Below are 19,514 nucleotides of genomic sequence, written 5' to 3'. Positions count from 1 at the left end.
ACTCCTTGGGGGATGTCCGCATTCTATCCGCGCCCCGTCGCGGACACGTCCGGCGGACGCACTGTCCGTCCGGACGGACACCCGGACGGCGGCGCCCGCCCTTAAAAAACAATAGCTTGCAGTTGGCACGCGTTGTGCTTGGGTTATGGATAAACCGCCAAGCCCGAGTCCCACCGAAATGAGCATCCGCGACACTTCTGCGCAGGACCACCGAGTCGCCACCGCCACCGTGCAGGGTCGGCACCGTCGCCGCTGGCTGCTCGGCGCCGGCGCCGGCGTGCTCGCTCTGGGCGCGGGCGCGTGGCTGCTGTCGGGCTGGAGCGCGGGTGGCCGTTCGGTCGACGCCGAGCGTTTGCGCATCGCCGAGGTCAAGCGCGGCGAACTGGTCCGCGACATCGCCGCCGACGGCCGGGTGATCGCCGCCAACAGCCCGATCCTGTATGCGATCGCCGGCGGTTCGGTCGACCTGAAGGTGGTCGCCGGCGACGTGGTCCGCAAAGGCCAGGTGCTGGCCGAGATCGACAGTCCGGAACTGCGCAGCAAGCTCGCCCAGGAACAGGCCACCCTGGCCAGCCTGGAAGCCGAGGCCAGCCGCGCCGAGCTCGACGCCGAACTGGCGCGTTCGACCGCACGCAAGGAACTCGACCAGGCGCAGATTGCCCGCGTCGCCGCCCTGCGCGATCTTGAACGCTATCAGCGCGCCTTCGAAGGCGGCGCGGTGGCCAAGGTCGACGTCGCCAAGGCCCAGGACGACCTGAAAAAGTCCGACATCGGCCTGAGCCACGCCCAGGGCGACCTCGGCCGGCAGGGCCGCAGCGCCGCGCTGGACACCCGCAACAAGCGCTTGCTCGCCGATCGCCAACGCGCGATCGCGGTCGAGGCGCAACGCCAGGTCGAAGCGCTGACCCTGCGCGCGCCGTTCGACGGTCAGGTCGGCCAGGTCCAGGTCGCCCAGCGCGCCAACGTCGCGATCAACGATCCGGTGTTGAGCGTGGTCGACCTGAGCGTGTTCGAAGTCGAGATCAAGGTGCCGGAAAGTTTCGCCCGCGACCTGGCGATCGGCATTCCGGCGCAGGTCACCAGCGGCAACGGCCAACCGTTCGCGGCGCAGATCTCCGCGGTTTCGCCCGAAGTCGTCAACGGCGAAGTCGTCAGCCGCCTGCGTTTCACCGGCAAGCAGCCGCCGGGCCTGCGCCAGAGCCAGCGCCTGAGCGCGCGCATCGTCCTGGACACCCGCCGCGACGCGCTGATGGTCGAGCGCGGCCCGTTCCTGGAGCAGGCCGGCGGCAACAGCGCCTATGTCGTCGCCAACGGCGTCGCCACCCGCCGCAGCATCCGTACCGGCGTAAGCAGCCTCAACGCCGTGGAAATCCTCGAAGGTCTGCAACCGGGCGAGCGTGTCGTCGTCTCCGGCAGCGACCAGTTCGAAAACGCCGAAACCGTCCGCATCAGTGGAGAATGATCATGCAAACCCAACACCACGCCACCGACTTCCCGTTCGCCCCGCAGTGGAGCTCGCAAGAGCTGACCGACGCCGTGCCGCTGCGCCTGCATCAGCTGATCGATTTCGATCAGGCCCGCGATGCCGGCGACGCGCGCAGCGCCAACCAAGCCGCACCGCGCCGCCCGATCCGCATCCATCGTTACCTGGCCGCGTGCGCGCTGCCGATGTTCGCGATCCGCTAAAGCCCACCGCCAAAGGAAACACGTCATGCTCGACATGCGCCAGGTCACCAAGGTCTACCGCACCGAACTCGTCGAAACCCACGCCCTGCGCTCGCTGGACCTGCACGTACGGGACGGCGAATTCGTCGCGGTGACCGGCCCCTCGGGCTCGGGCAAGACCACCTTCCTCAACATCGCCGGCCTGCTGGAGACCTTCAGCGGCGGCGAGTACCGGCTCGACGGCGAGGACGTGCGCGGCCTGTCCGACGATGCGCGTTCGCGCCTGCGCAACCAGAAGATCGGCTTCATCTTCCAGAGCTTCAACCTGATTCCCGACCTCAACCTGTTCGACAACTGCGACGTGCCGCTGCGCTATCGGCGGATGCCGGCCGCCGAGCGCCGCCAGCGCATCGAGCAGGCCCTGACCCAGGTCGGCCTGGGCTCGCGCATGAAGCACTACCCGGCCGAACTGTCCGGCGGCCAGCAACAGCGCGCGGCGATCGCCCGCGCGCTCGCCGGCACGCCGCGCCTGCTGCTCGCCGACGAACCCACCGGCAACCTCGACTCGCAGATGGCGCGCGGGGTGATGGAGTTGCTGGAAGAGATCAACGCCCAGGGCACGACCATCATCATGGTGACCCACGACCCCGAACTCGCCGCACGCGCGCAGCGCAACGTCCACATCGTCGACGGCATGGCCACCGACCTCAAGGCCGAGCCGAGCCTGATCCGCGCCCCGATGCCGACGGCCTCCGTCGATACCGACGCCACCCTCGCCTGAGACCGTCGCCATGACCGGAAACAGCCAGTTCGGCTACTACGTCCAGCTCGCCCTGCGCAGCTTCAAGCGCAACAAGGTGCTGACCGCGCTGATGGTGGTCGCCATCGCGCTCGGCATCGGCGCGGCGATGACCACCCTGACCGTGTTCTACGTGCTGTCCGGCGATCCGCTGCCGGGCAGGAGCGAGCACCTGTTCCATCCGCGCATGGATCCGCGCCCGATGGCCGGCTACACGCCCGGCGACGAGCCGCACGAGGACATGAGCCGCTTCGATGCCGAGGCGCTGCTGCGCGAGAAGCGCGGCGACCGCCAGGCGCTGATGAGCGGAGGCGACGTCGCCATCGAGCCGCGCCGCGACGGCCTGCCGCCGTTCCGCCAGATCTCGCGCTACACCTCGGCCGACTTCTTCGCCATGTTCGGCGTGCCGTTCCAGTACGGCGGCCCGTGGCCGGGCGAAGACGATGCGCGCCGCGCCCGCGTCGCCGTGATCAGCAATACCCTCAACGAGAAACTGTTCGGCGGCGGCAACAGCGTCGGCAAATCGCTGTGGATCGACAAGAGCGAATTCCGCATCGTCGGCGTGATCGGCGACTGGCATCCGCAGCCGACCTTCTACGAGCTGTCCGGCCCGGGAGGCTTCGGCGAACCCGAGGCGTTGTTCCTGCCGTTCTCCACCAGCCGCGACCTGCGCATGAGCTCGCAAGGCAACATCGATTGCTGGGGCGACAACAACGTCGACGAGGAAGGCAACCGCAGCATCAACGCCAAGTGCGCCTGGGTGCAGTACTGGGTCGAATTGGCCACGCCGGAAAAAGCCGCCGCCTATCGCCAGTACCTGCAGAATTACGTCGCCCAGCAACGCAGCGCCGGGCGCTTCGAGCGCCCGACCGCGCCGAAGCTCGACGACCTGATGCAGTGGCTGGATTTCAAACGCGTCGTGCCCGCCGACGTGCGCCTGCAGACCTGGCTCGCCTTCGGCTTCCTGCTGGTCTGCCTGCTCAACACGGTCGGCCTGCTGCTGGCCAAGTTCTTGCGCCGCTCCAGCGAGATCGGCGTACGCCGCGCGCTTGGCGCGACCCGCACGGCGATCTTCGCCCAATGCCTGGTCGAAGCCGGCACCGTCGGCCTGGCCGGCGGCCTGCTCGGCCTGCTCTTGGCGCAACTGGGCCTGTGGGCGGTGCGCCAGCAGCCGGTCAGCTATGCCGCCCTCGCCCGCCTCGACCCGACCATGTTGCTCGTCACCTTCCTTTTGGCCGTCGTCGCCAGCGTGCTCGCCGGGTTGTTGCCGGCCTGGCGCGCCTGCCAGGTGACGCCGGCCATCCAGCTCAAGAGTCAGTGATCCATCTTCCGTCGAGGCTCGCCATGGATATCCGCCCCATCCTGTCCACCCTGCGCCGGCACAAGACCGCCGCCGCGCTGATCGTGTTCGAAGTCGCCTTGACCTGCGCGATCATCTGCAATGCGGTGTTCCTGATCGAAAACCGCATCGCCCGCATGCAGCGCCCCAGTGGCATGGTCGAGAACGAACTGATCCGGTTCTCGATCAGCGGCATCAACGAGAAAAACGGCGCCGATTCGTTGACCCAGTCGGACCTGGCCGTGCTGCGCTCGCTGCCAGGGGTCAAGGCAGCGACCGTGACCAACCAGGTACGCTACGGCAGTTCGTCGTGGAACACCGGGCTGGAGCTCAAGCGCGGGCAACCGGTGCCGACGGCCAACGCCACGACCTATCTCGGCGACGAGCAGTTTCTCAAGACCATGGGGCTCAAACTGGTCGCCGGCCGCGATTTCAACGCCGACGAAGTGCTCAGTTACCGCAAGATCCGCGAGCCGGGTTCGGACTATCCGATCGCTTCGGCGATCGTCACCCGCTCGCTGGCCGACGCGCTGTTCCCCGGCCAGGACCCGATCGGCAAGGTGTTCTACGGTTGGGGCGACTCGCCGACCCACGTGGTTGGCGTGGTCGAACACCTGCTGCGCCCGACCGAGCATTTCGGCCCGGCCAGCGCCGACTACTCGGTGATCTTCCCGATCCAGGTGGACTACAACAGCGGCATCTACCTGATCCGTACCGATCCGTCGCGGCGCCAGGAAGTGCTCAAGAGCGCCGCCGAAGCGCTGGGCAAGAACGGCCCGGTGCGCATCCTCGACGTCGACAACGACACCCTGGAAAACATGAGCGACAAGTTCCATCAGACCGACCGCTCGATGGTCTGGCTGCTCGCTGCGGTCTGCATCGCCCTGCTGATCGTGACCGCGCTAGGCATCGTCGGCCTGGCCAGCTTCTGGGTGCAGCAACGGACCAAGCAGATCGGCGTGCGCCGCGCGCTCGGCGCCACTCGCGGCCAGATCCTGCGCTATTTCCAGACCGAGAACTTCCTGCTGACGAGCATCGGCATCGGCCTGGGCATGGCGCTGGCGTTCGCGATCAACCTGGCCCTGATGCGCTATTACGAACTGCCGCGCCTGCCCGGGTTTTATCTGCCGCTAGGCGCGCTGTGCCTGTGGCTGCTCGGGCAACTCGCGGTGTACGGCCCGGCCCGGCGCGCGGCGATGGTGCCGCCGGCGCTGGCGACGCGATCGGCCTGATCGCTCGCACCGCCAGGAAAATAAAATCGCTCGGCCGTGCCACCGATCCGCCCTTGGCCGTATCTGTAGATATCAACCCCGTCCGGGCACCGGACGGGACCGGGACTTCGCTTCCCGCCCCAACGTCATTCGCCACCACGGAGCCCACCATGACTCTTGCGTACCCCTATCGCCGCTCGCGCTCCGCGTTCCGTATCGCCGCGCTGTCGGCCGCGCTCGTCGGCGCGATCTGCCTGCCCGCCGCTCATGCCGCCGGCAACACCGCGACCGCCCGGGCCGCGACCGTCGCGCCGGCCGCGGCCAACGACGTCGCCGCCCGCACGCGCCAGTTCAACGCCCTGGTCGACGAGCACTGGGAAGGCCTGATGCGCGAGTTGCCGGAGCAGGCCAGTTTCTTCGGCGACTATCGCTACAACGCCGCCTGGAGCGATTTCTCCCTCGCCGGCGCCAAGCGCCACAACGAAGCGACCCGCCGCTTGCTCGCCCGCCTCCAGGCGGTCGACAGCACCGGCTTCGCCGACAGCGATCTGCTCAATCACCGTCTGCTGGTGCGCTGGCTCGAAAACGACATCCAGGGCTACGAGCTCAAGACCAACCAGATGCCGCTGGACCAGTTCAACGGCACCCATCTGTTCCTGACCATCATGGTCAAGGCGTTCCCGTTCAACGACACCCAGCAGTACGACGACTACCTCGTCCGTCTGCGCGGGATTCCGCGCATCCTCGACCAGGTCACCGAGGTCGCCCGCCAGGGCGCCAAGGACGGCCTGATGCAGCCGCGCTACCTGCTCGACAAGGTCGCCGCGCAATGCAACGGCATCGCCGACGTCGCCGGCGAGGACAGCGTATTCGCCGCGTCGCTGAAGAAGTTTCCCGACAGCGTGCCGGCGGCCGAACGCGAGCGCCTGCGCAAGCAGATCCTCGAAGTCGTCGACCAGCAAATACGACCGGCCTATCGCCGCCTCGCCGAGTTCGTCGCCAAGGAATACGCGCCGCAAGGCCGCGAGCAATACGGCATCTGGTCGGTGCCGAACGGCGATGGCCTGTACCGCTATGCGATCGAACAGTTCACCTCCTCGTCGATGACGCCCGAGCAGATCCATCGCCTCGGCCTGAGCGAAGTCGAACGCATCGAACGCGCCCAAACCGAGATCGCCCGGCGCCTGGGCTATGCCGATCTGAAGACCGCGCGCAAGGCGATAGCGGCCGATCCTGCCCGCCACGCCCAATCGCGCGAACAGATTCTCGAGTTGTATCGCCAGTACATCGCGACCATGGAAAAGCGCTTGCCCGACCTGTTCGGCACCTTGCCGACCACCGCGGTGCAGGTGCAGGCGGTGGAAACCTGGCGCGAAAAAGAAGCCTCGTCGGCGCAGTACATGCCCGGCACGCCGGACGGCAAGCGCCCCGGTCTGATCACGGTCAACACCGGCGAGCCCGACAAGCGCCTGCTGACCACGGTCGAGGCCATCGCCTACCACGAAGGCGTGCCCGGTCATCACCTGCAATTGTCGGTCGCGCGTGGCCTGCCGGCCTTGCCGAAGTTCCGCACCCTGACCGGCCAGCTCGCCTACATCGAGGGCTGGGGGCTGTACTCGGAGGATCTCGGCAAGGAAGTCGGCCTCTACCAGGATCCGTACAGCGACTTCGGCCGCCTCTCGCAGGAACTGATCCGCGCCAACCGTCTCGTGCTCGATACCGGTGTGCATCACCAGCGCTGGAGCCGCGAGCAGATGGTGCAATGGATGCGCGACCACTCCGATATGGAAGACCCGATCATCCAGGCCGAAGCCGATCGCTACATCGCCTGGCCGGGCCAGGCCCTGGCCTACAAGATGGGGCAGTTGAAGATCCGCGAGTTGCGCGCCCGCGCCGAATCCAAGCTCGGCGCGCGCTTCGACGTCCGCGCCTTCCACGACCAGATCCTCGGCGGCGGCGCCTTGCCGTTACGCGAACTGGAAACACGGATCGATCGCTGGATCGCCTCGGTGCCGGCCGATGCGGCGCCGGCCAAGGTCGCGAAGTAAGCATCGCGCGGTAAACATCTGCAAGCGAACCCCGTCCCAGACGGACGACGGCCGGCCCCGCTCCTCTCGCGGCCATGCGAGAGGAGCCGGGGCGATCCGCGGCTCGCGGACTTGGCGTTTCCAAGGGCTGTCGCGATCGGCGCATGCCGAACATCGACGCCGCCGGCCGTTCCTCGCCGGCCCGACCTGCACCGCCGAGCCCGCGCCGTATACTGCCTCGACAACGAGTCGCCGCGATCCGGCGCCCGCTCCCGAACCACACGGATTCCTGATGCGCACGGTCCTGGTCATCGACGACAATCCGGCGGTCGGCACCGCGCTCGACCTGCTGTTCGGCCTGCGCGAGATCCGCGTGGTCACCGCTCAGTCGCCGGAGGAGGGCCTGGAACTGCTGACCCGCGAGGACATCGGCCTGGTCCTGCAGGACATGAACTTCACTGCCGACACCACCTCGGGCGAGGAAGGCGTGGCGCTGTTCCGCGCGATCCGCGCGCGCCATCCGGACCTGCCGATCATCCTGCTGACCGCGTGGACGCACCTGGACATCGCCGTCGACCTGGCCAAGGCCGGCGCTGCCGATTACCTGGCCAAGCCATGGGACGACCAGAAGTTGCTCGCCAGCGTCGAGAACCTGCTCGAACTCGGCGCCAGCACCCGCGAGGTGTCGCGCCTGCACGAACAGCGGCGCAAGCTGCAACGCGATCTCGAAGCGCGCTACGACCTGCGTGGGGTGGTGTTCGGTTCCGAACAACTGGCGCGGGTGATCGAGCTCGCCGGCCAGGTCGCGCGCGCCGACGTGCCCGTGCTCATCACCGGCCCCAACGGCGCCGGCAAGGAAAAGATCGCCGAGATCATCCAGGCCAATTCCTCGGTCAAGTCCGGCCCCTTCGTGACCCTGAACTGCGGCGCGCTGCCGACCGAACTGATCGAAGCCGAGCTGTTCGGCGCCGATGCCGGCGCCTACACCGGCGCCAACAAGATGCGCGAAGGCAAATTCGAGGCGGCCGACGGCGGCACCTTGTTCCTCGACGAAATCGGCAACCTGCCGCCGGCGGGGCAAATGAAGTTGTTGCGCGTGCTCGAAACCGGGCGCTTCGAACGGCTCGGCTCGAACCGCGAGCGCCAGGTCAAGGTACGGGTGATCAGCGCCACCAACGCCGACCTGCCGACGATGATCCGCGACGGCCGCTTCCGCGAAGACCTGTACTACCGCCTCAACACCATCCAGATCGATATTCCGCCGCTGGCCGAACGCCGCGACGACGTGCTGCCGTTGGCGCGGCATTTCCTGCGCGACAACGCGCTCGCCCAAGGCAAGCGCCTTAGCGAAGGGGCCGAGAGCGCGTTGTACGCGCATGCCTGGCCCGGCAACGTACGCGAACTGCGCAACACCTTGCAGCGCGCCGCCCTGCTCGCGCGCAGCGACAGCATCGGCGCGGCCGACCTCGGCCTGCCGGTCGCGCCGCCGCCGAGTGCGGCCAACGGCGGCGAAGAGCCCGACCGCATCGCCATCGAGGCCGCGCTCGAACGCGCCGGCGGCGTGCTCGCACAAGCCGCCGGCGAACTCGGCCTGTCGCGGCAGGCCTTGTACCGCCGCCTCGAACGGCTCGGCATCAAGCGCGACTGAGGTCCGATCATGCGCCGCCTTCCCCTGAGTCTGGTCTTCAGCGTCATTGCCCTGGCCTACCTCGCAGGCGGCGCGGCGCTGACCCTGTGGCTGTCGGACTACCTCGCCAACCGCTGGCTTGCCCTCGCCATCGTGGTAGCGGTGCTGGCGCCGCTGCTGATCTATCACGTCCATCGTGCCTTCGCGCCGATGAACTCGTTGTTCCGCGCCCTCGCCGGCTCGGTCGCCAGCTATCGCGACGGCGACTATTCGATCAGCTTCAACTGGACCGGCCAGGGCGATCTCGGCGACCTGGTCGCCAGCCACAATCGCCTCGGCGATGCCTTGCGCGAACAACGCCTGAGCCTGGTGCAACGCGAGCTGCTGCTCGACACCATGATCCAGAACACCCCGGTAGCGATGATGCTGGTCGACCCGACCCGACGCATCGTCCACGGCAATCTCGCCGCGCGCAAAATGCTCGGCGAAGGCCGGCGCCTGGAGGGCCAGAGTTTCGCCGACCTGTTGTCGCGCGCGCCCACGCCGATGCAGGAAGCCTTCGAGCGCGGCGGCGACGGCATGTTCTCGGTCGGGGATATCGAGAACGAAGAGATCTATCACCTCTCGCGCCGCATCTTCCGTCTCAACGGCCGCGCCCACGAACTGGTGCTGCTGCGTCAGCTCACCGCCGAGCTGCGGCGCCAGGAAGTGCAGACCTGGAAGAAGGTGATCCGGGTGATCAGCCACGAGCTCAACAACTCGCTGGCGCCGATCGCCTCGCTCGCCCACTCCGGCGCCGAGCTATTGCGCCGCGGCCAGTACGAGCGTCTGCCGACCGCGTTGACCACGATCGAAGAACGCGCGCGCCATCTCGAAGGCTTCATCCGCGACTACGCGCGCTTCGCCAAGCTGCCCTCGCCGCGCCTGCAGCCGATCGAGTGGTCGCGCTTCGTCGAGCAACTGCGCAGCCAGGTCGATTTCGCCTACGACGGCGTGCAGGGCGAAGCGATCGCGCGGGTCGACGCCGCGCAACTCGAACAGAGCCTGATCAACCTGCTCAAGAACGCCCACGAATCCGGCTCCAAGCCCGAGGAAGTACGCCTGCAACTGCGCCGCGTGCAGGATGCCTGGCGCATCGACGTGCTCGACCGCGGCAGCGGCATGAACGACGCCGTGCTGTCCAACGCCTTGTTGCCGTTCTACTCGACCAAGCGCAACGGCACCGGCCTGGGCCTGGCCCTGGCGCGCGAGATCGCCGAGGCGCACGGCGGCCGCATCGCCCTGCTCAATCGCGAAGGCGGCGGCTTGTGCGTGTCGATGGTGTTGCCCGATTCTTGAGCCGCGGGTAGCGGCGATATCGGCCGAAGGCAGTCTTGCGGCCGGCGTCCGCAATCGCACTCCGTCCAGGCACGCAACCGACCCTGTTGCGGATCGACTCTGCCCGCTTCGCAATCCACATCGCTGCCGCCCTCGGCTTCGCCGCGCACCTGCTTCATCGAAGCGGCGCAACCGAAGATCGTGACCGCAGTCATCCCGGCATCGACGATCCTGTCGCGAACATCGACCGAAGCCGCATCGATGCGATCGACGCCGGCTGGGCGTTCATCCCGGCCCTCGGCAATCGCATCCTCGCGCACGCCTCGCATGGCGGAGGAAGTTCGCGATATCGCTTCGCTCACGGTTCGCGTTCGAGCCGACGCATAAGATCGATGTAGGGGAGCGGCCCTCGCGTTCGTTTCTAGACAGGACGCGCCTGAAACCCGAACGACGCAGGACGCGTGCGCCCGTAAAAACCGAAGAATATTCCAAACAACCGAACAGGAGATTCGCCAATGCTTAGCAAATCTACGCTTCTTTCTGCCGGTCTAATCGCATTTCTCGCAAGCTTCGGAGCTTGCGCGCGCAACGTCGTATTTTTGAACAATCCATCGCCGCAGGACGTGAAGGACGTCGGTCACTACCGGGTCAAGAGCACCGGCCAGCCGTTCTTCTCCGATCTCGTGTTGTTCGCCGCCAACATCAACGGCAGCACGCCCAACACGCCCGTGCTGTACTACAACACGGAGATGAGCGCGATCCTGAAGGACAATATCGACGCCGTCCGCCAATTGCAGGACGCCGGGATCAAGGTCCAGATCTCTTATCTGGGCAACCATCAGAACGCGGGCTGGTCGTGCAACATGACCGCCAAGACTGCGACCCGCCTCGGCAACGCGATGGTGACCGACGTGGTGAAGTACGGCCTCGACGGCATCAACGTCGACGACGAATACTCCAGTTGTTCGGGCAGCGCGAGCTCGTTCTATTCGGTGCTCAAGGCGATCCGCAGCAACCCGTACTTTTCCGGCAAGACCCTGAGCAAGGCGCTGTGGTCCGACTCGCAGTACTTCCGCTCGCCCAACAACGCCGCCAACCAGCTGACCGAAGGCTATGAAATGACCTACGGCGGCAGCGTCAGCTATCTGACGCCGTACGTCGGCTACGGCATGAGCAAGTCCAGCCTGTTCCTCGGCATCTCGCCGGAGTTCAGCTCGGCGTCGCAGGCGCACACCATCGCCCAGAACGTCGCCAACGGCGGCTACCAGGGCGTGATGATCTGGGCGCCGAACGCGTTCCTCGACAGGACCGCAGCCGCGCAGTACTACACCGAAATCGCCAAGGCGCAGATCGGCGCCACCGAGTCGGTGGAATACGTTCCCTGATCGATACCGCAGCGGCGTGACATGGCGCTGAAGTCTCTGGATCCCCGCCTTCGCGGGGATGACGGCTTGGAAAGCCGCCGCAAAATCCACCTGCCGTCATCCCCGCGCAGGCGGGGATCCAGGGCTTAATCCAGACAGATCTCTGAAGTCACCGCACCCCGCTTTCGCGCAATTGCCGGCATCGCGGCGCGCCACAAAGCGCGCCGCGCTGCGTTTGCGACCGCTTACTTCTTCTTGACCGGCCGCTTCCAGCCTTCCACCGTCGACTGGCGCGCGCGCGCCACGGTCAGTTCTCCCGGCGGCGCCAGGCGCGTGATCACCGAGCCGGCGGCGATCGTCGCGTCCTTGCCGACGGTGACCGGCGCCACCAGCGACGTATTGGAACCGATGAAGGCACCGTCCTCGATCGTGGTGGTCGACTTGTTGACGCCGTCGTAGTTGCAGGTGATGGTGCCCGCGCCGACGTTGACGCCCGCGCCGATCAGCGCGTCGCCGAGGTAGGTCAGGTGATTGGCCTTGCTGCCGACACCCAAGGTGAGGTTCTTGGTTTCGACGAAGTTGCCGACGTGAGCGCCGTCGGCGAGCACGGTGCCCGGACGCAAACGCGCATAGGGACCGATCTGGGCCGCGCCCTCCACCACCACGCCGTCGAGATCGCAATGCGCGCGCACCAGGGTGCCGGCGCCGAGCTTGACGTCCTTGAGCCGGCAGAACGGTCCGATGCGCACGCCGTCGCCCAGTTCGACCTTGCCCTCCAGGATCACGTCGACGTCGATCTCGACGTCCTGGCCCACCCGGACTTCGCCGCGCAGATCGAAACGCGAGGGATCGGCCAGGCGCGCGCCCTGCAGGCAGACCGCGCGCGCCGCGCGCCACTGGTAGGCGCGCTCGAGTTGCGCGAGCTGCCAGGCGTCGTTGGCGCCTTCGACTTCGATCGGGTCGGCGACATGCACCATCTCGGCCGGGCTGTATTCGGACGCGGCCGCGGCGAACACGTCGGTCAGGTAATACTCGCCCTGCGCGTTGTCGTTGCCGAGACGGTCGAGCCAGCGGCGCAGCGGCTCGCCGTCGGCGACGAGGATGCCGGTGTTGACGGTGCGGATCTCCCGCTGTTCCTCGTCGGCATCCTTGTGCTCGACGATGCGGCCGACACGGCCTTCGGGATCGCGGACGATGCGGCCGTAGCCGGTCGGGTCGTCCAGATCGGCGACCAGCACCGAGATGCGGCCCGGTGCGGCGAGCAGACGCTGCAGGGTCTCGGGGGTGATCAGGGCGACGTCGCCGTACAGCACCAGCACTCGCGCATCCTGCGGCACGCCGGGCATCGCCTGCTGCACCGCATGACCGGTGCCGAGGCGCTGCTGCTGCTCGGCCCAATGCAGGTCGTCCTGGCCTTCGAAGGCCGCACGCACCTGTTCGCCGCCATGGCCGTAGACCACGTGGATGCCGGCCGGACGCAGCGCCCGCGCGGTCTCGATCACGTGCGCCAGCATCGGCCGGCCGGCGATCTTCTGCAGCACCTTGGCGGTGGCCGACTTCATCCGCTTGCCCTCGCCCGCGGCGAGGATGACGATATGCAATTGATTCATCGAATCGTGAGCCATGGATTTCGGGTTCCTCGACGCGCACTCCGCGTCCGGGCCGAATCTTAGCAACTGCCTTGACGAGGATTCTGCATGCCCGCTGAGCGCGTTTCCTGGCGACCGACCGCCCTGGCCGCCCTGTTCTTCACCTTGCTCGCGGCGCTGGTGCAACGCCAGGACGCAAACTGGGACCTGCGTAACTATCATTTGTATACGCCGCTGGCCTGGCTCGACGGACGCCTGGGCTACGACATCGCCGCGGCGCAGATGCAGACCTGGCACAACCCGATCGCCGACCTGCCCTTCGCCCTGTTGGTTCGGGGCGGCGCCAGCGGCTGGCTGATCATGCTGTGGCTGGCCCTGCCGAGCTTCATCGCCCTGCTGTTCGGCCTGCGCCTGCTCGACGCGCTGATGCCGGCGCAGCGCGGCCGGCTCCGCACCTGGATGGCGGGCCTGGTCGCGATCACCGGTGCGGCGGTGTATCCCGGCACCGCGGCGACCTTCAACGATCACATCGTCGGCGCCTTCGTGCTGGCGGCCTTGTGGTGGGCGGTCGATTCGTTCCGGCGCCGCGACGCCTGGGCGACCTGGCTGCCGGTCGGCCTGCTGGCCGGCATCGCCGCCGGCCTCAAGCTCACCGCCGTGATGTACTGCCTGGGCTTCATCGCCATGGCCCTGTGCGCGGGGCCGCTGAAGCAACTGCCGGCGCGCCTGATCGCGCTGGCGATCGGCGGCGCGGTCGGCGCGGCCCTGAGCTGGGGGCCGTGGGGTTGGTACCTATGGGAGCATCACGGCAATCCGCTGTTCCCCTATTTTAATCATTGGTTCCATTCGCCCGATGCGCTGTTCAGCGAGCGCCGCGACCTGCGCTTCCTGCCGAAGACCGCGCTCGATGCGCTGAACGTGCCGGTGCGCCTGCTGCGCAAGAGCAACGATTTCTCCGAAGCCTCGCTCGCCGACGCGCGCTTGCTGCTCGGCTTGTGCGCACTCGCGGTTTGGCCGTGGCTGCGCGGCAAGCGCGGCGCCGAGGCGACGAGCGCATCGTCTGTCGCTGCCGATGGTTCCGATCAACGGGAAGCCACCGCGCCGTACTGGCCGCTGCTGGCCTTCGTCCTGGTCGGCTACTGCTTTTGGCTCGGCGTCTACAGCATCTACCGCTATCTCTATCCGCTCGAACTGTTGTTCTCGGTGCTCATCGTCGGCGTGATCTCGGTCGCATTCGCGCGACGTTGGTCGCGCACCGCGCTGGTGATCGGCGCGCTGTTGGTCATCGCACCGACCAAGCATCCGGGTTGGGGACGCGACCCGTTCCGCAGCCCGATGATCTCGGTCGAGTTTCCCGCGTTGCCCCCCGACAGCCTGGTAGTGACCAGCACCGAGACGCCGATCGGGCATGCGGTCGCGTTCCTGCCGCGCGGCGTGCCGGCGCTGGCGATACGCAACAACTTCATGGACCCGCAACAGTGCACCCGGCTGCAGGCGCGCGTGGAAAGCCGGATCGCCGGCCATGGCGGGCCGCTGTGGCTGTTGCGCCCGGTCGAAGTCGACACGGTCGCGGCCGAACGCATGAGCCTGTACGGCTTGCGCGTGGATGGCGCCTGCCGGCGCGTCGCCGACAGCCTGGCCGAGATCGAACTGTGCCCGCTCGCGCGGACGCCGTTCACTCCGATCTGTAGCGCACCACCTGGTCGGTGATCAGGCGCAGGATCTCGTTCGAGCGCCGGTTGACGGTGTCGAGGATCAGCCCGGTCGCGAGCAGGATGAACGCGGTCAGGGCCAGGGCCGCGGCGAGCACCGCGGTCGAGGGATGAGTGACCGCGCCGCTGAGAGTGTATTCGTGGACGACGAAGGCGCCGAAGCCCAGACTCGCCCCCCCCGCGATCAAGGCGGCGACGCCAAAGAACAGCAGCGGCCGCAGATCCTTGAACAGGAAACCGATCGTGCGCATCACGCGGAAGCCGTCGCGGAAGGTATTGAGCTTGGACTCGCTGCCTTCCGGGCGCACGCCGTAGGGCACGGTGCGTTCGCTGAGTACGAAGGCGTGGGCCATCGCGAACACGGTCATCTCGGTCTCGATCTCGAAACCGCGCGACAGCACCGGCATCGATTTGACGAAACGGCGCGAGAAGGCGCGATAGCCCGACAGCACGTCGCGCACCGGCTGTCCGAACAGACGGCCGATGCTCCAGCGCACCAGGCGATTGCCGAAGCCATGAAAGCGCCGGAACGAACCGCTGTCGTGGCTTTCCAGGCGCGTGCCGACGACCATGTCGGCGCGGCCCTCGACGATGTCCTCGATCAGCATCGCGGCGCGATCGGCCGGGTAGGTATCGTCGCCGTCGACCATCAGATAGACGTCGGCCTCGACCTCGCGGAACATCGCCCGCACCACGTTGCCCTTGCCCTTCGCAGGCACGCGATGGACCCGGGCGCCGGCGGCGCGCGCGATCGCCGCGGTGTCGTCGGTGCTGGCGTTGTCGAACACCCAGACCTCGGCGTCGGGCAGGACGCGACGGAAGTCGGCGACGACCTTGGCCACCGTGCGGGCTTCGTTGTAGCAGGGGATGAGTACTGCGCTGCGCAAACCGCCGCTCCCGTCGTGCCGGCTGGTGATGGGCGCGATGGTACAGGGTCGCTTGGCTAGAATGCGCGCATGACCGCCGCCCCGCCCGCTTCCGTCGAGCTCGCCCCCGCCGAGATCGTCCCCGCCCTCGCGGCCGAGGCCGGCGCATGAGCCTGACCCGCCAGGGCCGCAATTACCTGATCTTCGGCGCGCTGCAGTACCTGATCGACTGGGGCGTCATGGTCGGCCTCAGCCACCTCGGCATGCCGGTCGAAGCCGCGAACCTGGCCGGCCGCATCAGCGGCGCCCTGATCGGCTTCTGGCTCAACGGCCGTTTCACCTTCGCCAGCGAAGACACCCGGGTCGGCCGGCGCCAGTTCGGGCGCTTCGTCATGCTCTGGATCGGAACCACCATCGTCAGCACCTGGGCGGTCAGCACGGTGGACAGCCACGCCGGCCTGCAATGGACCTGGCTCGCCAAGCCGGTCATCGAAGTGTTTCTCGGCGGCGTCGGCTTCCTGGTCTCTCGCCACTGGGTGTATAGGCGTTGAGAGGAAGGCGTTGAGAGGCAGACGCTGAGGGGCCGGAGCTGAAGAACCGCCGCTGACGAACCGACGTTGAGAGGCCATCGCTGAGTTCGGTGGCGCCGCAGCGACGGCGGCGAACCGCGCCTGTCTGCTACCGTCATCCCCGCGCAGGCGGGGATCCAGGGCCCCATCGCAGTACAGTTCTGAAGTCTCTGGATTCCCGCCTTCGCGGGAATGACGGTAGGTGCTAGCGCTACATCTCTATCCCGTCGTCATCCCTGCGAAAGCGGGGATCCAGGGCTTCACCCAGACATGACTCTGAAGTCTCTGGATGTTCGGCTCCGAAGTAGAGACCGCCTTCGCAGGACGACGGTCCGAAAGTACCCAAGCACATCGCCGCCACTCGATCCCGAAACGAAAAACGCCGGCGCGAGGCCGGCGTTTTCGTTGCAGCGATGACCTGCTGCGCAATCGCGAAGCAAGACTCAGTGCTTGATGTTCTTGCGCAGACGCTCCAGCGCCTGCAGCTGCGCCATCGCCTCGGCGAGCTTGGACTGCGCTTCGGCGACGTCCATCTGCGGGCCGCGGTTGGCGAGCATGCGCTCGGCCTCTTCCTTGGCGGCGCGCACGGCGGCTTCGTCGATGTCCTGGGCGCGGATCGCGGTGTCGGCCAGCACGGTCACGACCTGCGGCTGCACTTCCAGGATGCCGCCGGAGACCGCGAAATCCAGCTGCTCGCCGTTCGGCAGGGTCACCACGACCTTGCCCGGCTTCAAGCGCGTGATCAGCGGCGCGTGGCGCGGTGCGATACCGAGTTCGCCGATCTCGCCGGTGGCGACGAGCAGCGTCGCCTCGCCGTGGAAGATCTCTTCCTCGGCGCTGACGATGTCGCAACGGAACGTAGTGGCCATATCTTTCTCGCTTTGCTCGTTCGACGGGAATCGAGAATGGGGAATGGGGAGTCGTCTAAAGCCGAAGCAACGGCCGACGTTCCGCTCTTACGATTCCCGAATCCCGACTCCCAAATCCCGAGACGCCGTCAGGCGTCTCAGCCCACGCCCATCTTCTTGGCCTTCTCGACCGCTTCCTCGATGCCGCCGACCATGTAGAACGCCTGCTCCGGCAGGTGGTCGTACTCGCCTTCGACGATGCCCTTGAAGCCGCGGATCGTGTCCTTCAGCGACACGTACTTGCCGGGCGCGCCGGTGAACACTTCGGCGACGTGGAAGGGCTGCGAGAAGAAACGCTCGATCTTGCGCGCGCGCGACACGGCCTGCTTGTCTTCTTCCGACAGCTCGTCCATGCCGAGGATCGCGATGATGTCCTTGAGCTCCTTGTACTTCTGCAAGGTGGCCTGGACGCGGCGCGCGGTGTCGTAGTGCTCGGCGCCGATCACGTTCGGGTCGAGCTGACGCGAGGTCGAGTCGAGCGGATCGACCGCCGGGTAGATACCCAGGGATGCGATGTTACGGCTCAACACGACGGTGGCGTCGAGGTGGGCGAAGGTGGTGGCCGGCGACGGGTCGGTCAGGTCGTCCGCGGGCACGTACACGGCCTGGATCGAGGTGATCGAACCGGTCTTGGTCGAGGTGATGCGCTCCTGCAGGACGCCCATTTCCTCGGCCAGGGTCGGCTGGTAACCCACCGCCGACGGCATACGGCCGAGCAGCGCCGACACTTCGGTACCGGCCAGCGTATAGCGATAGATGTTGTCGACGAAGAACAGGACGTCGCGGCCCTTGCCGTTCTCGTCCTTCTCGTCGCGGAAGTACTCGGCCATGGTCAGGCCGGTCAGGGCGACGCGCAGACGGTTGCCCGGCGGCTCGTTCATCTGGCCGTACACCATCGCGACCTTCGAGTCCTTCAGGCTCTCGAGCTGGATGACGCCGGCTTCGGCCATCTCGTGGTAGAAGTCGTTGCCTTCGCGGGTACGCTCGCCGACGCCTGCGAACACCGACAGACCCGAGTGCTCGGTGGCGATGTTGTTGATCAGCTCGAGCATGTTGACCGTCTTGCCCACGCCGGCGCCGCCGAACAGGCCGACCTTGCCGCCCTTGGCGAACGGGCACATCAGGTCGATGACCTTGATGCCGGTTTCCAGCAGCTCGTTGCCCGAGGACTGGTCGGCGTAATCGGGAGCCGCGCGGTGGATTTCCCAATGCTCGGTGGCTTCGACCGGACCGGCTTCGTCGATCGGCTCGCCGAGCACGTTCATGATGCGGCCCAGGGTGCCCACGCCGACCGGCACCGAAACGCCCTTGCCGGTGTTGATGGCGATCAGATTGCGCTTGAGGCCGTCGGTGGAACCGAGCGCGATCGCGCGCACGATGCCGTCGCCGAGCTGCTGCTGCACTTCGAGCGTGATGGCGGTGTTCTCGACCTTCAGCGCGTCGTACACGCGCGGCACCGACTCGCGTGCGAACTCGACGTCGACGACCGCACCGATGATCTGAACGATCTTGCCCTGGCTGCTGCTCATCTTTGATTCCTCAGTAACTTTCAAATGCTGCTCGTGGTCGCTGGCCTAGGCCGCGCCCACCGGATGGTTTAGACCGCCGCGGCGCCGCCGACGATTTCGGAGATTTCCTGGGTGATCGCCGCCTGACGGGCCTTGTTGTAGACCAGGTTCAGGGTGCCGATCAGCTTGCTAGCGTTGTCGCTCGCCGACTTCATCGCGACCATGCGCGCGGCATGCTCGGAAGCCACGTTCTCCAACACCGCCTGGTACACCAGCGACTCGATGTAGCGCGTCAGCACGTGATCGAGCACGGTCTGCGCATCGGGTTCGTAGATGTAGTCCCAGTCGTGCTTGGCGACCTGCGTTTCCGGCGCCGGCAGCGGCAGCAGCTGATCGAACGCCGCGCGCTGGGTCATCGTGTTGACGAAGTCGTTGTAGCTCAGGAACACGCGATCGATGTTGCCGGCGCTGTAGGCGTCGAGCATGACCTTGATCACGCCGACCAGCTGCTCCAGGTGCGGCTTGTCGCCCAGATGGGTGACCGAAGCGAGCATGTTGACCTTGATGCGGCGGAAGAACACCGACGCCTTCTGGCCGATGGTGACCACGTCGACCTCGACGCCCTGCTCCTGCCACTTGCGGATTTCGCCGAGCAGCTTGCGGAACAGGTTGTTGTTGAGGCCGCCGGCCAGGCCGCGGTCGGACGACACGATCACATAGCCGACGCGCTTGGGATCCTTGCGCTCGACCATGTACGGATGCTTGTAATCGGTGTTGGCCTGGGCCAGGTGACCGATCACTTGCTTGATCACGCGCGCGTACGGGCGCGAGGTCTTCATCCGATCCTGCGCCTTGCGGATCTTGGAAGCCGAGACCATTTCGAGCGCGCGCGTCACCTTGCGGGTGTTCTGCACGCTCTTGATCTTGGTTTTGATTTCTCTGCCGCCGGCCATTGCTCGCTCCGCTCGTGGGATTGGGGGTTCGGGGTTCGGGATTCGCTGAAACGGGGATCG

Annotated in this window: 17 protein-coding genes; 12 read left to right on the top strand and 5 right to left on the bottom strand. The window is 66.9% G+C overall.

The window, feature by feature from the left end; all coding sequences use genetic code 11:
* Positions 1 to 178 precede the first annotated feature (178 nt).
* The 10 genes from LC490_RS16675 to LC490_RS16630 all read left to right on the top strand — a co-directional run bounded on the left by LC490_RS16675 (position 179) and on the right by LC490_RS16630 (position 11,370).
* Positions 179 to 1,462 (top strand): efflux RND transporter periplasmic adaptor subunit, encoded by a 1,284-nt coding sequence (locus tag LC490_RS16675; protein WP_223620915.1) that lies wholly within the window; start codon positions 179 to 181, stop codon positions 1,460 to 1,462.
* 2 nt (positions 1,463 to 1,464) lie between these two features.
* Positions 1,465 to 1,686, top strand: a complete 222-nt coding sequence (locus LC490_RS16670) for a hypothetical protein (RefSeq protein WP_152566121.1) — start codon at positions 1,465 to 1,467, stop codon at positions 1,684 to 1,686.
* 25 nt (positions 1,687 to 1,711) lie between these two features.
* Complete coding sequence (locus tag LC490_RS16665; RefSeq protein ID WP_223620914.1) at positions 1,712 to 2,446, top strand: ABC transporter ATP-binding protein; 735 nt, start codon at positions 1,712 to 1,714, stop codon at positions 2,444 to 2,446.
* Positions 2,447 to 2,456: 10 nt separating this feature from the next.
* The gene (locus LC490_RS16660) at positions 2,457 to 3,785 is read left to right on the top strand and encodes an ABC transporter permease (RefSeq protein ID WP_223620913.1); all 1,329 of its coding nucleotides are present in this window, start codon (positions 2,457 to 2,459) and stop codon (positions 3,783 to 3,785) included.
* Positions 3,786 to 3,808: 23 nt separating this feature from the next.
* Positions 3,809 to 5,035 (top strand): FtsX-like permease family protein, encoded by a 1,227-nt coding sequence (locus LC490_RS16655; protein ID WP_223620912.1) that lies wholly within the window; start codon positions 3,809 to 3,811, stop codon positions 5,033 to 5,035.
* A 149-nt stretch (positions 5,036 to 5,184) separates the two neighbouring features.
* Positions 5,185 to 7,062, top strand: a complete 1,878-nt coding sequence (locus tag LC490_RS16650) for a DUF885 family protein (RefSeq protein WP_081930658.1) — start codon at positions 5,185 to 5,187, stop codon at positions 7,060 to 7,062.
* A gap of 271 nt (positions 7,063 to 7,333) precedes the next feature.
* Positions 7,334 to 8,689, top strand: a complete 1,356-nt coding sequence (locus LC490_RS16645) for a sigma-54 dependent transcriptional regulator (RefSeq protein ID WP_031371131.1) — start codon at positions 7,334 to 7,336, stop codon at positions 8,687 to 8,689.
* 9 nt (positions 8,690 to 8,698) lie between these two features.
* Positions 8,699 to 10,006, top strand: coding sequence for an ATP-binding protein (locus tag LC490_RS16640; protein WP_223620911.1), 1,308 nt, complete (start codon positions 8,699 to 8,701; stop codon positions 10,004 to 10,006).
* 86 nt (positions 10,007 to 10,092) lie between these two features.
* On the top strand, positions 10,093 to 10,383 hold the full coding sequence (locus LC490_RS16635; RefSeq protein ID WP_223620910.1) for a hypothetical protein: 291 nt from the start codon (positions 10,093 to 10,095) through the stop codon (positions 10,381 to 10,383).
* Positions 10,384 to 10,584: 201 nt separating this feature from the next.
* Positions 10,585 to 11,370: a hypothetical protein gene (locus LC490_RS16630; RefSeq protein ID WP_031371129.1), complete on the top strand. Its 786-nt coding sequence runs from the start codon at positions 10,585 to 10,587 to the stop codon at positions 11,368 to 11,370.
* Between the two features lie 224 nt (positions 11,371 to 11,594).
* On the opposite strand, the gene glmU is transcribed toward LC490_RS16630, so the two are convergent.
* Positions 11,595 to 12,959 (bottom strand): bifunctional UDP-N-acetylglucosamine diphosphorylase/glucosamine-1-phosphate N-acetyltransferase GlmU, encoded by a 1,365-nt coding sequence (gene glmU, locus LC490_RS16625; protein ID WP_031371128.1) that lies wholly within the window; start codon positions 12,957 to 12,959, stop codon positions 11,595 to 11,597.
* Between the two features lie 87 nt (positions 12,960 to 13,046).
* Between glmU and LC490_RS16620 the strand changes: the two genes are divergently transcribed.
* Positions 13,047 to 14,648 (top strand): glycosyltransferase 87 family protein, encoded by a 1,602-nt coding sequence (locus LC490_RS16620; RefSeq protein WP_223620909.1) that lies wholly within the window; start codon positions 13,047 to 13,049, stop codon positions 14,646 to 14,648.
* Here the strand turns inward: LC490_RS16620 and LC490_RS16615 are convergent.
* A complete protein-coding gene (locus tag LC490_RS16615) occupies positions 14,614 to 15,537 on the bottom strand; it encodes a glycosyltransferase (RefSeq protein WP_223620908.1) in 924 nt (307 codons plus the stop codon). The two genes, LC490_RS16620 and LC490_RS16615, sit on opposite strands and share 35 nt — an antisense overlap.
* Positions 15,538 to 15,683: 146 nt before the next feature.
* Here LC490_RS16615 and LC490_RS16610 point away from each other — a divergent pair, with 146 nt between their 5' ends.
* Complete coding sequence (locus LC490_RS16610; protein ID WP_031371125.1) at positions 15,684 to 16,067, top strand: GtrA family protein; 384 nt, start codon at positions 15,684 to 15,686, stop codon at positions 16,065 to 16,067.
* A gap of 461 nt (positions 16,068 to 16,528) precedes the next feature.
* Here LC490_RS16610 and LC490_RS16605 read toward each other — a convergent pair whose 3' ends face one another.
* The 3 genes from LC490_RS16605 to atpG form a co-directional block, all read right to left on the bottom strand.
* Positions 16,529 to 16,954 carry a F0F1 ATP synthase subunit epsilon gene (locus LC490_RS16605; protein WP_031371124.1) on the bottom strand — a complete coding sequence of 142 codons (426 nt, stop codon included), beginning with the start codon at positions 16,952 to 16,954 and terminating at the stop codon, positions 16,529 to 16,531.
* A 137-nt stretch (positions 16,955 to 17,091) separates the two neighbouring features.
* Positions 17,092 to 18,522: a F0F1 ATP synthase subunit beta gene (gene atpD / locus LC490_RS16600; RefSeq protein ID WP_031371123.1), complete on the bottom strand. Its 1,431-nt coding sequence runs from the start codon at positions 18,520 to 18,522 to the stop codon at positions 17,092 to 17,094.
* Between the two features lie 68 nt (positions 18,523 to 18,590).
* On the bottom strand, positions 18,591 to 19,454 hold the full coding sequence (atpG, locus tag LC490_RS16595) for a F0F1 ATP synthase subunit gamma (protein ID WP_031371122.1): 864 nt from the start codon (positions 19,452 to 19,454) through the stop codon (positions 18,591 to 18,593).
* Positions 19,455 to 19,514 lie beyond the last annotated feature (60 nt).

The sequence above is a fragment of the Lysobacter sp. ESA13C genome (assembly GCF_019970005.1).
Classification (GTDB): Bacteria; Pseudomonadota; Gammaproteobacteria; order Xanthomonadales; family Xanthomonadaceae; genus Lysobacter; species Lysobacter antibioticus_B.
Note: the sequence above shows the minus strand (reverse complement) of the source record. Positions and strands in the feature narration are given on the sequence as shown.

Coding starts and splice junctions, on each gene's coding strand:
- LC490_RS16675 (WP_223620915.1), top strand. CDS start 179: ATGAGCATCCGCGACACTTCTGCGCAGGACCACCGAGTCGCCACCGCC.
- LC490_RS16670 (WP_152566121.1), top strand. CDS start 1,465: ATGCAAACCCAACACCACGCCACCGACTTCCCGTTCGCCCCGCAGTGG.
- LC490_RS16665 (WP_223620914.1), top strand. CDS start 1,712: ATGCTCGACATGCGCCAGGTCACCAAGGTCTACCGCACCGAACTCGTC.
- LC490_RS16660 (WP_223620913.1), top strand. CDS start 2,457: ATGACCGGAAACAGCCAGTTCGGCTACTACGTCCAGCTCGCCCTGCGC.
- LC490_RS16655 (WP_223620912.1), top strand. CDS start 3,809: ATGGATATCCGCCCCATCCTGTCCACCCTGCGCCGGCACAAGACCGCC.
- LC490_RS16650 (WP_081930658.1), top strand. CDS start 5,185: ATGACTCTTGCGTACCCCTATCGCCGCTCGCGCTCCGCGTTCCGTATC.
- LC490_RS16645 (WP_031371131.1), top strand. CDS start 7,334: ATGCGCACGGTCCTGGTCATCGACGACAATCCGGCGGTCGGCACCGCG.
- LC490_RS16640 (WP_223620911.1), top strand. CDS start 8,699: ATGCGCCGCCTTCCCCTGAGTCTGGTCTTCAGCGTCATTGCCCTGGCC.
- glmU (WP_031371128.1), bottom strand. CDS start 12,959: ATGAATCAATTGCATATCGTCATCCTCGCCGCGGGCGAGGGCAAGCGG.
- LC490_RS16620 (WP_223620909.1), top strand. CDS start 13,047: ATGCCCGCTGAGCGCGTTTCCTGGCGACCGACCGCCCTGGCCGCCCTG.
- LC490_RS16610 (WP_031371125.1), top strand. CDS start 15,684: ATGAGCCTGACCCGCCAGGGCCGCAATTACCTGATCTTCGGCGCGCTG.
- LC490_RS16605 (WP_031371124.1), bottom strand. CDS start 16,954: ATGGCCACTACGTTCCGTTGCGACATCGTCAGCGCCGAGGAAGAGATC.
- atpD (WP_031371123.1), bottom strand. CDS start 18,522: ATGAGCAGCAGCCAGGGCAAGATCGTTCAGATCATCGGTGCGGTCGTC.
- atpG (WP_031371122.1), bottom strand. CDS start 19,454: ATGGCCGGCGGCAGAGAAATCAAAACCAAGATCAAGAGCGTGCAGAAC.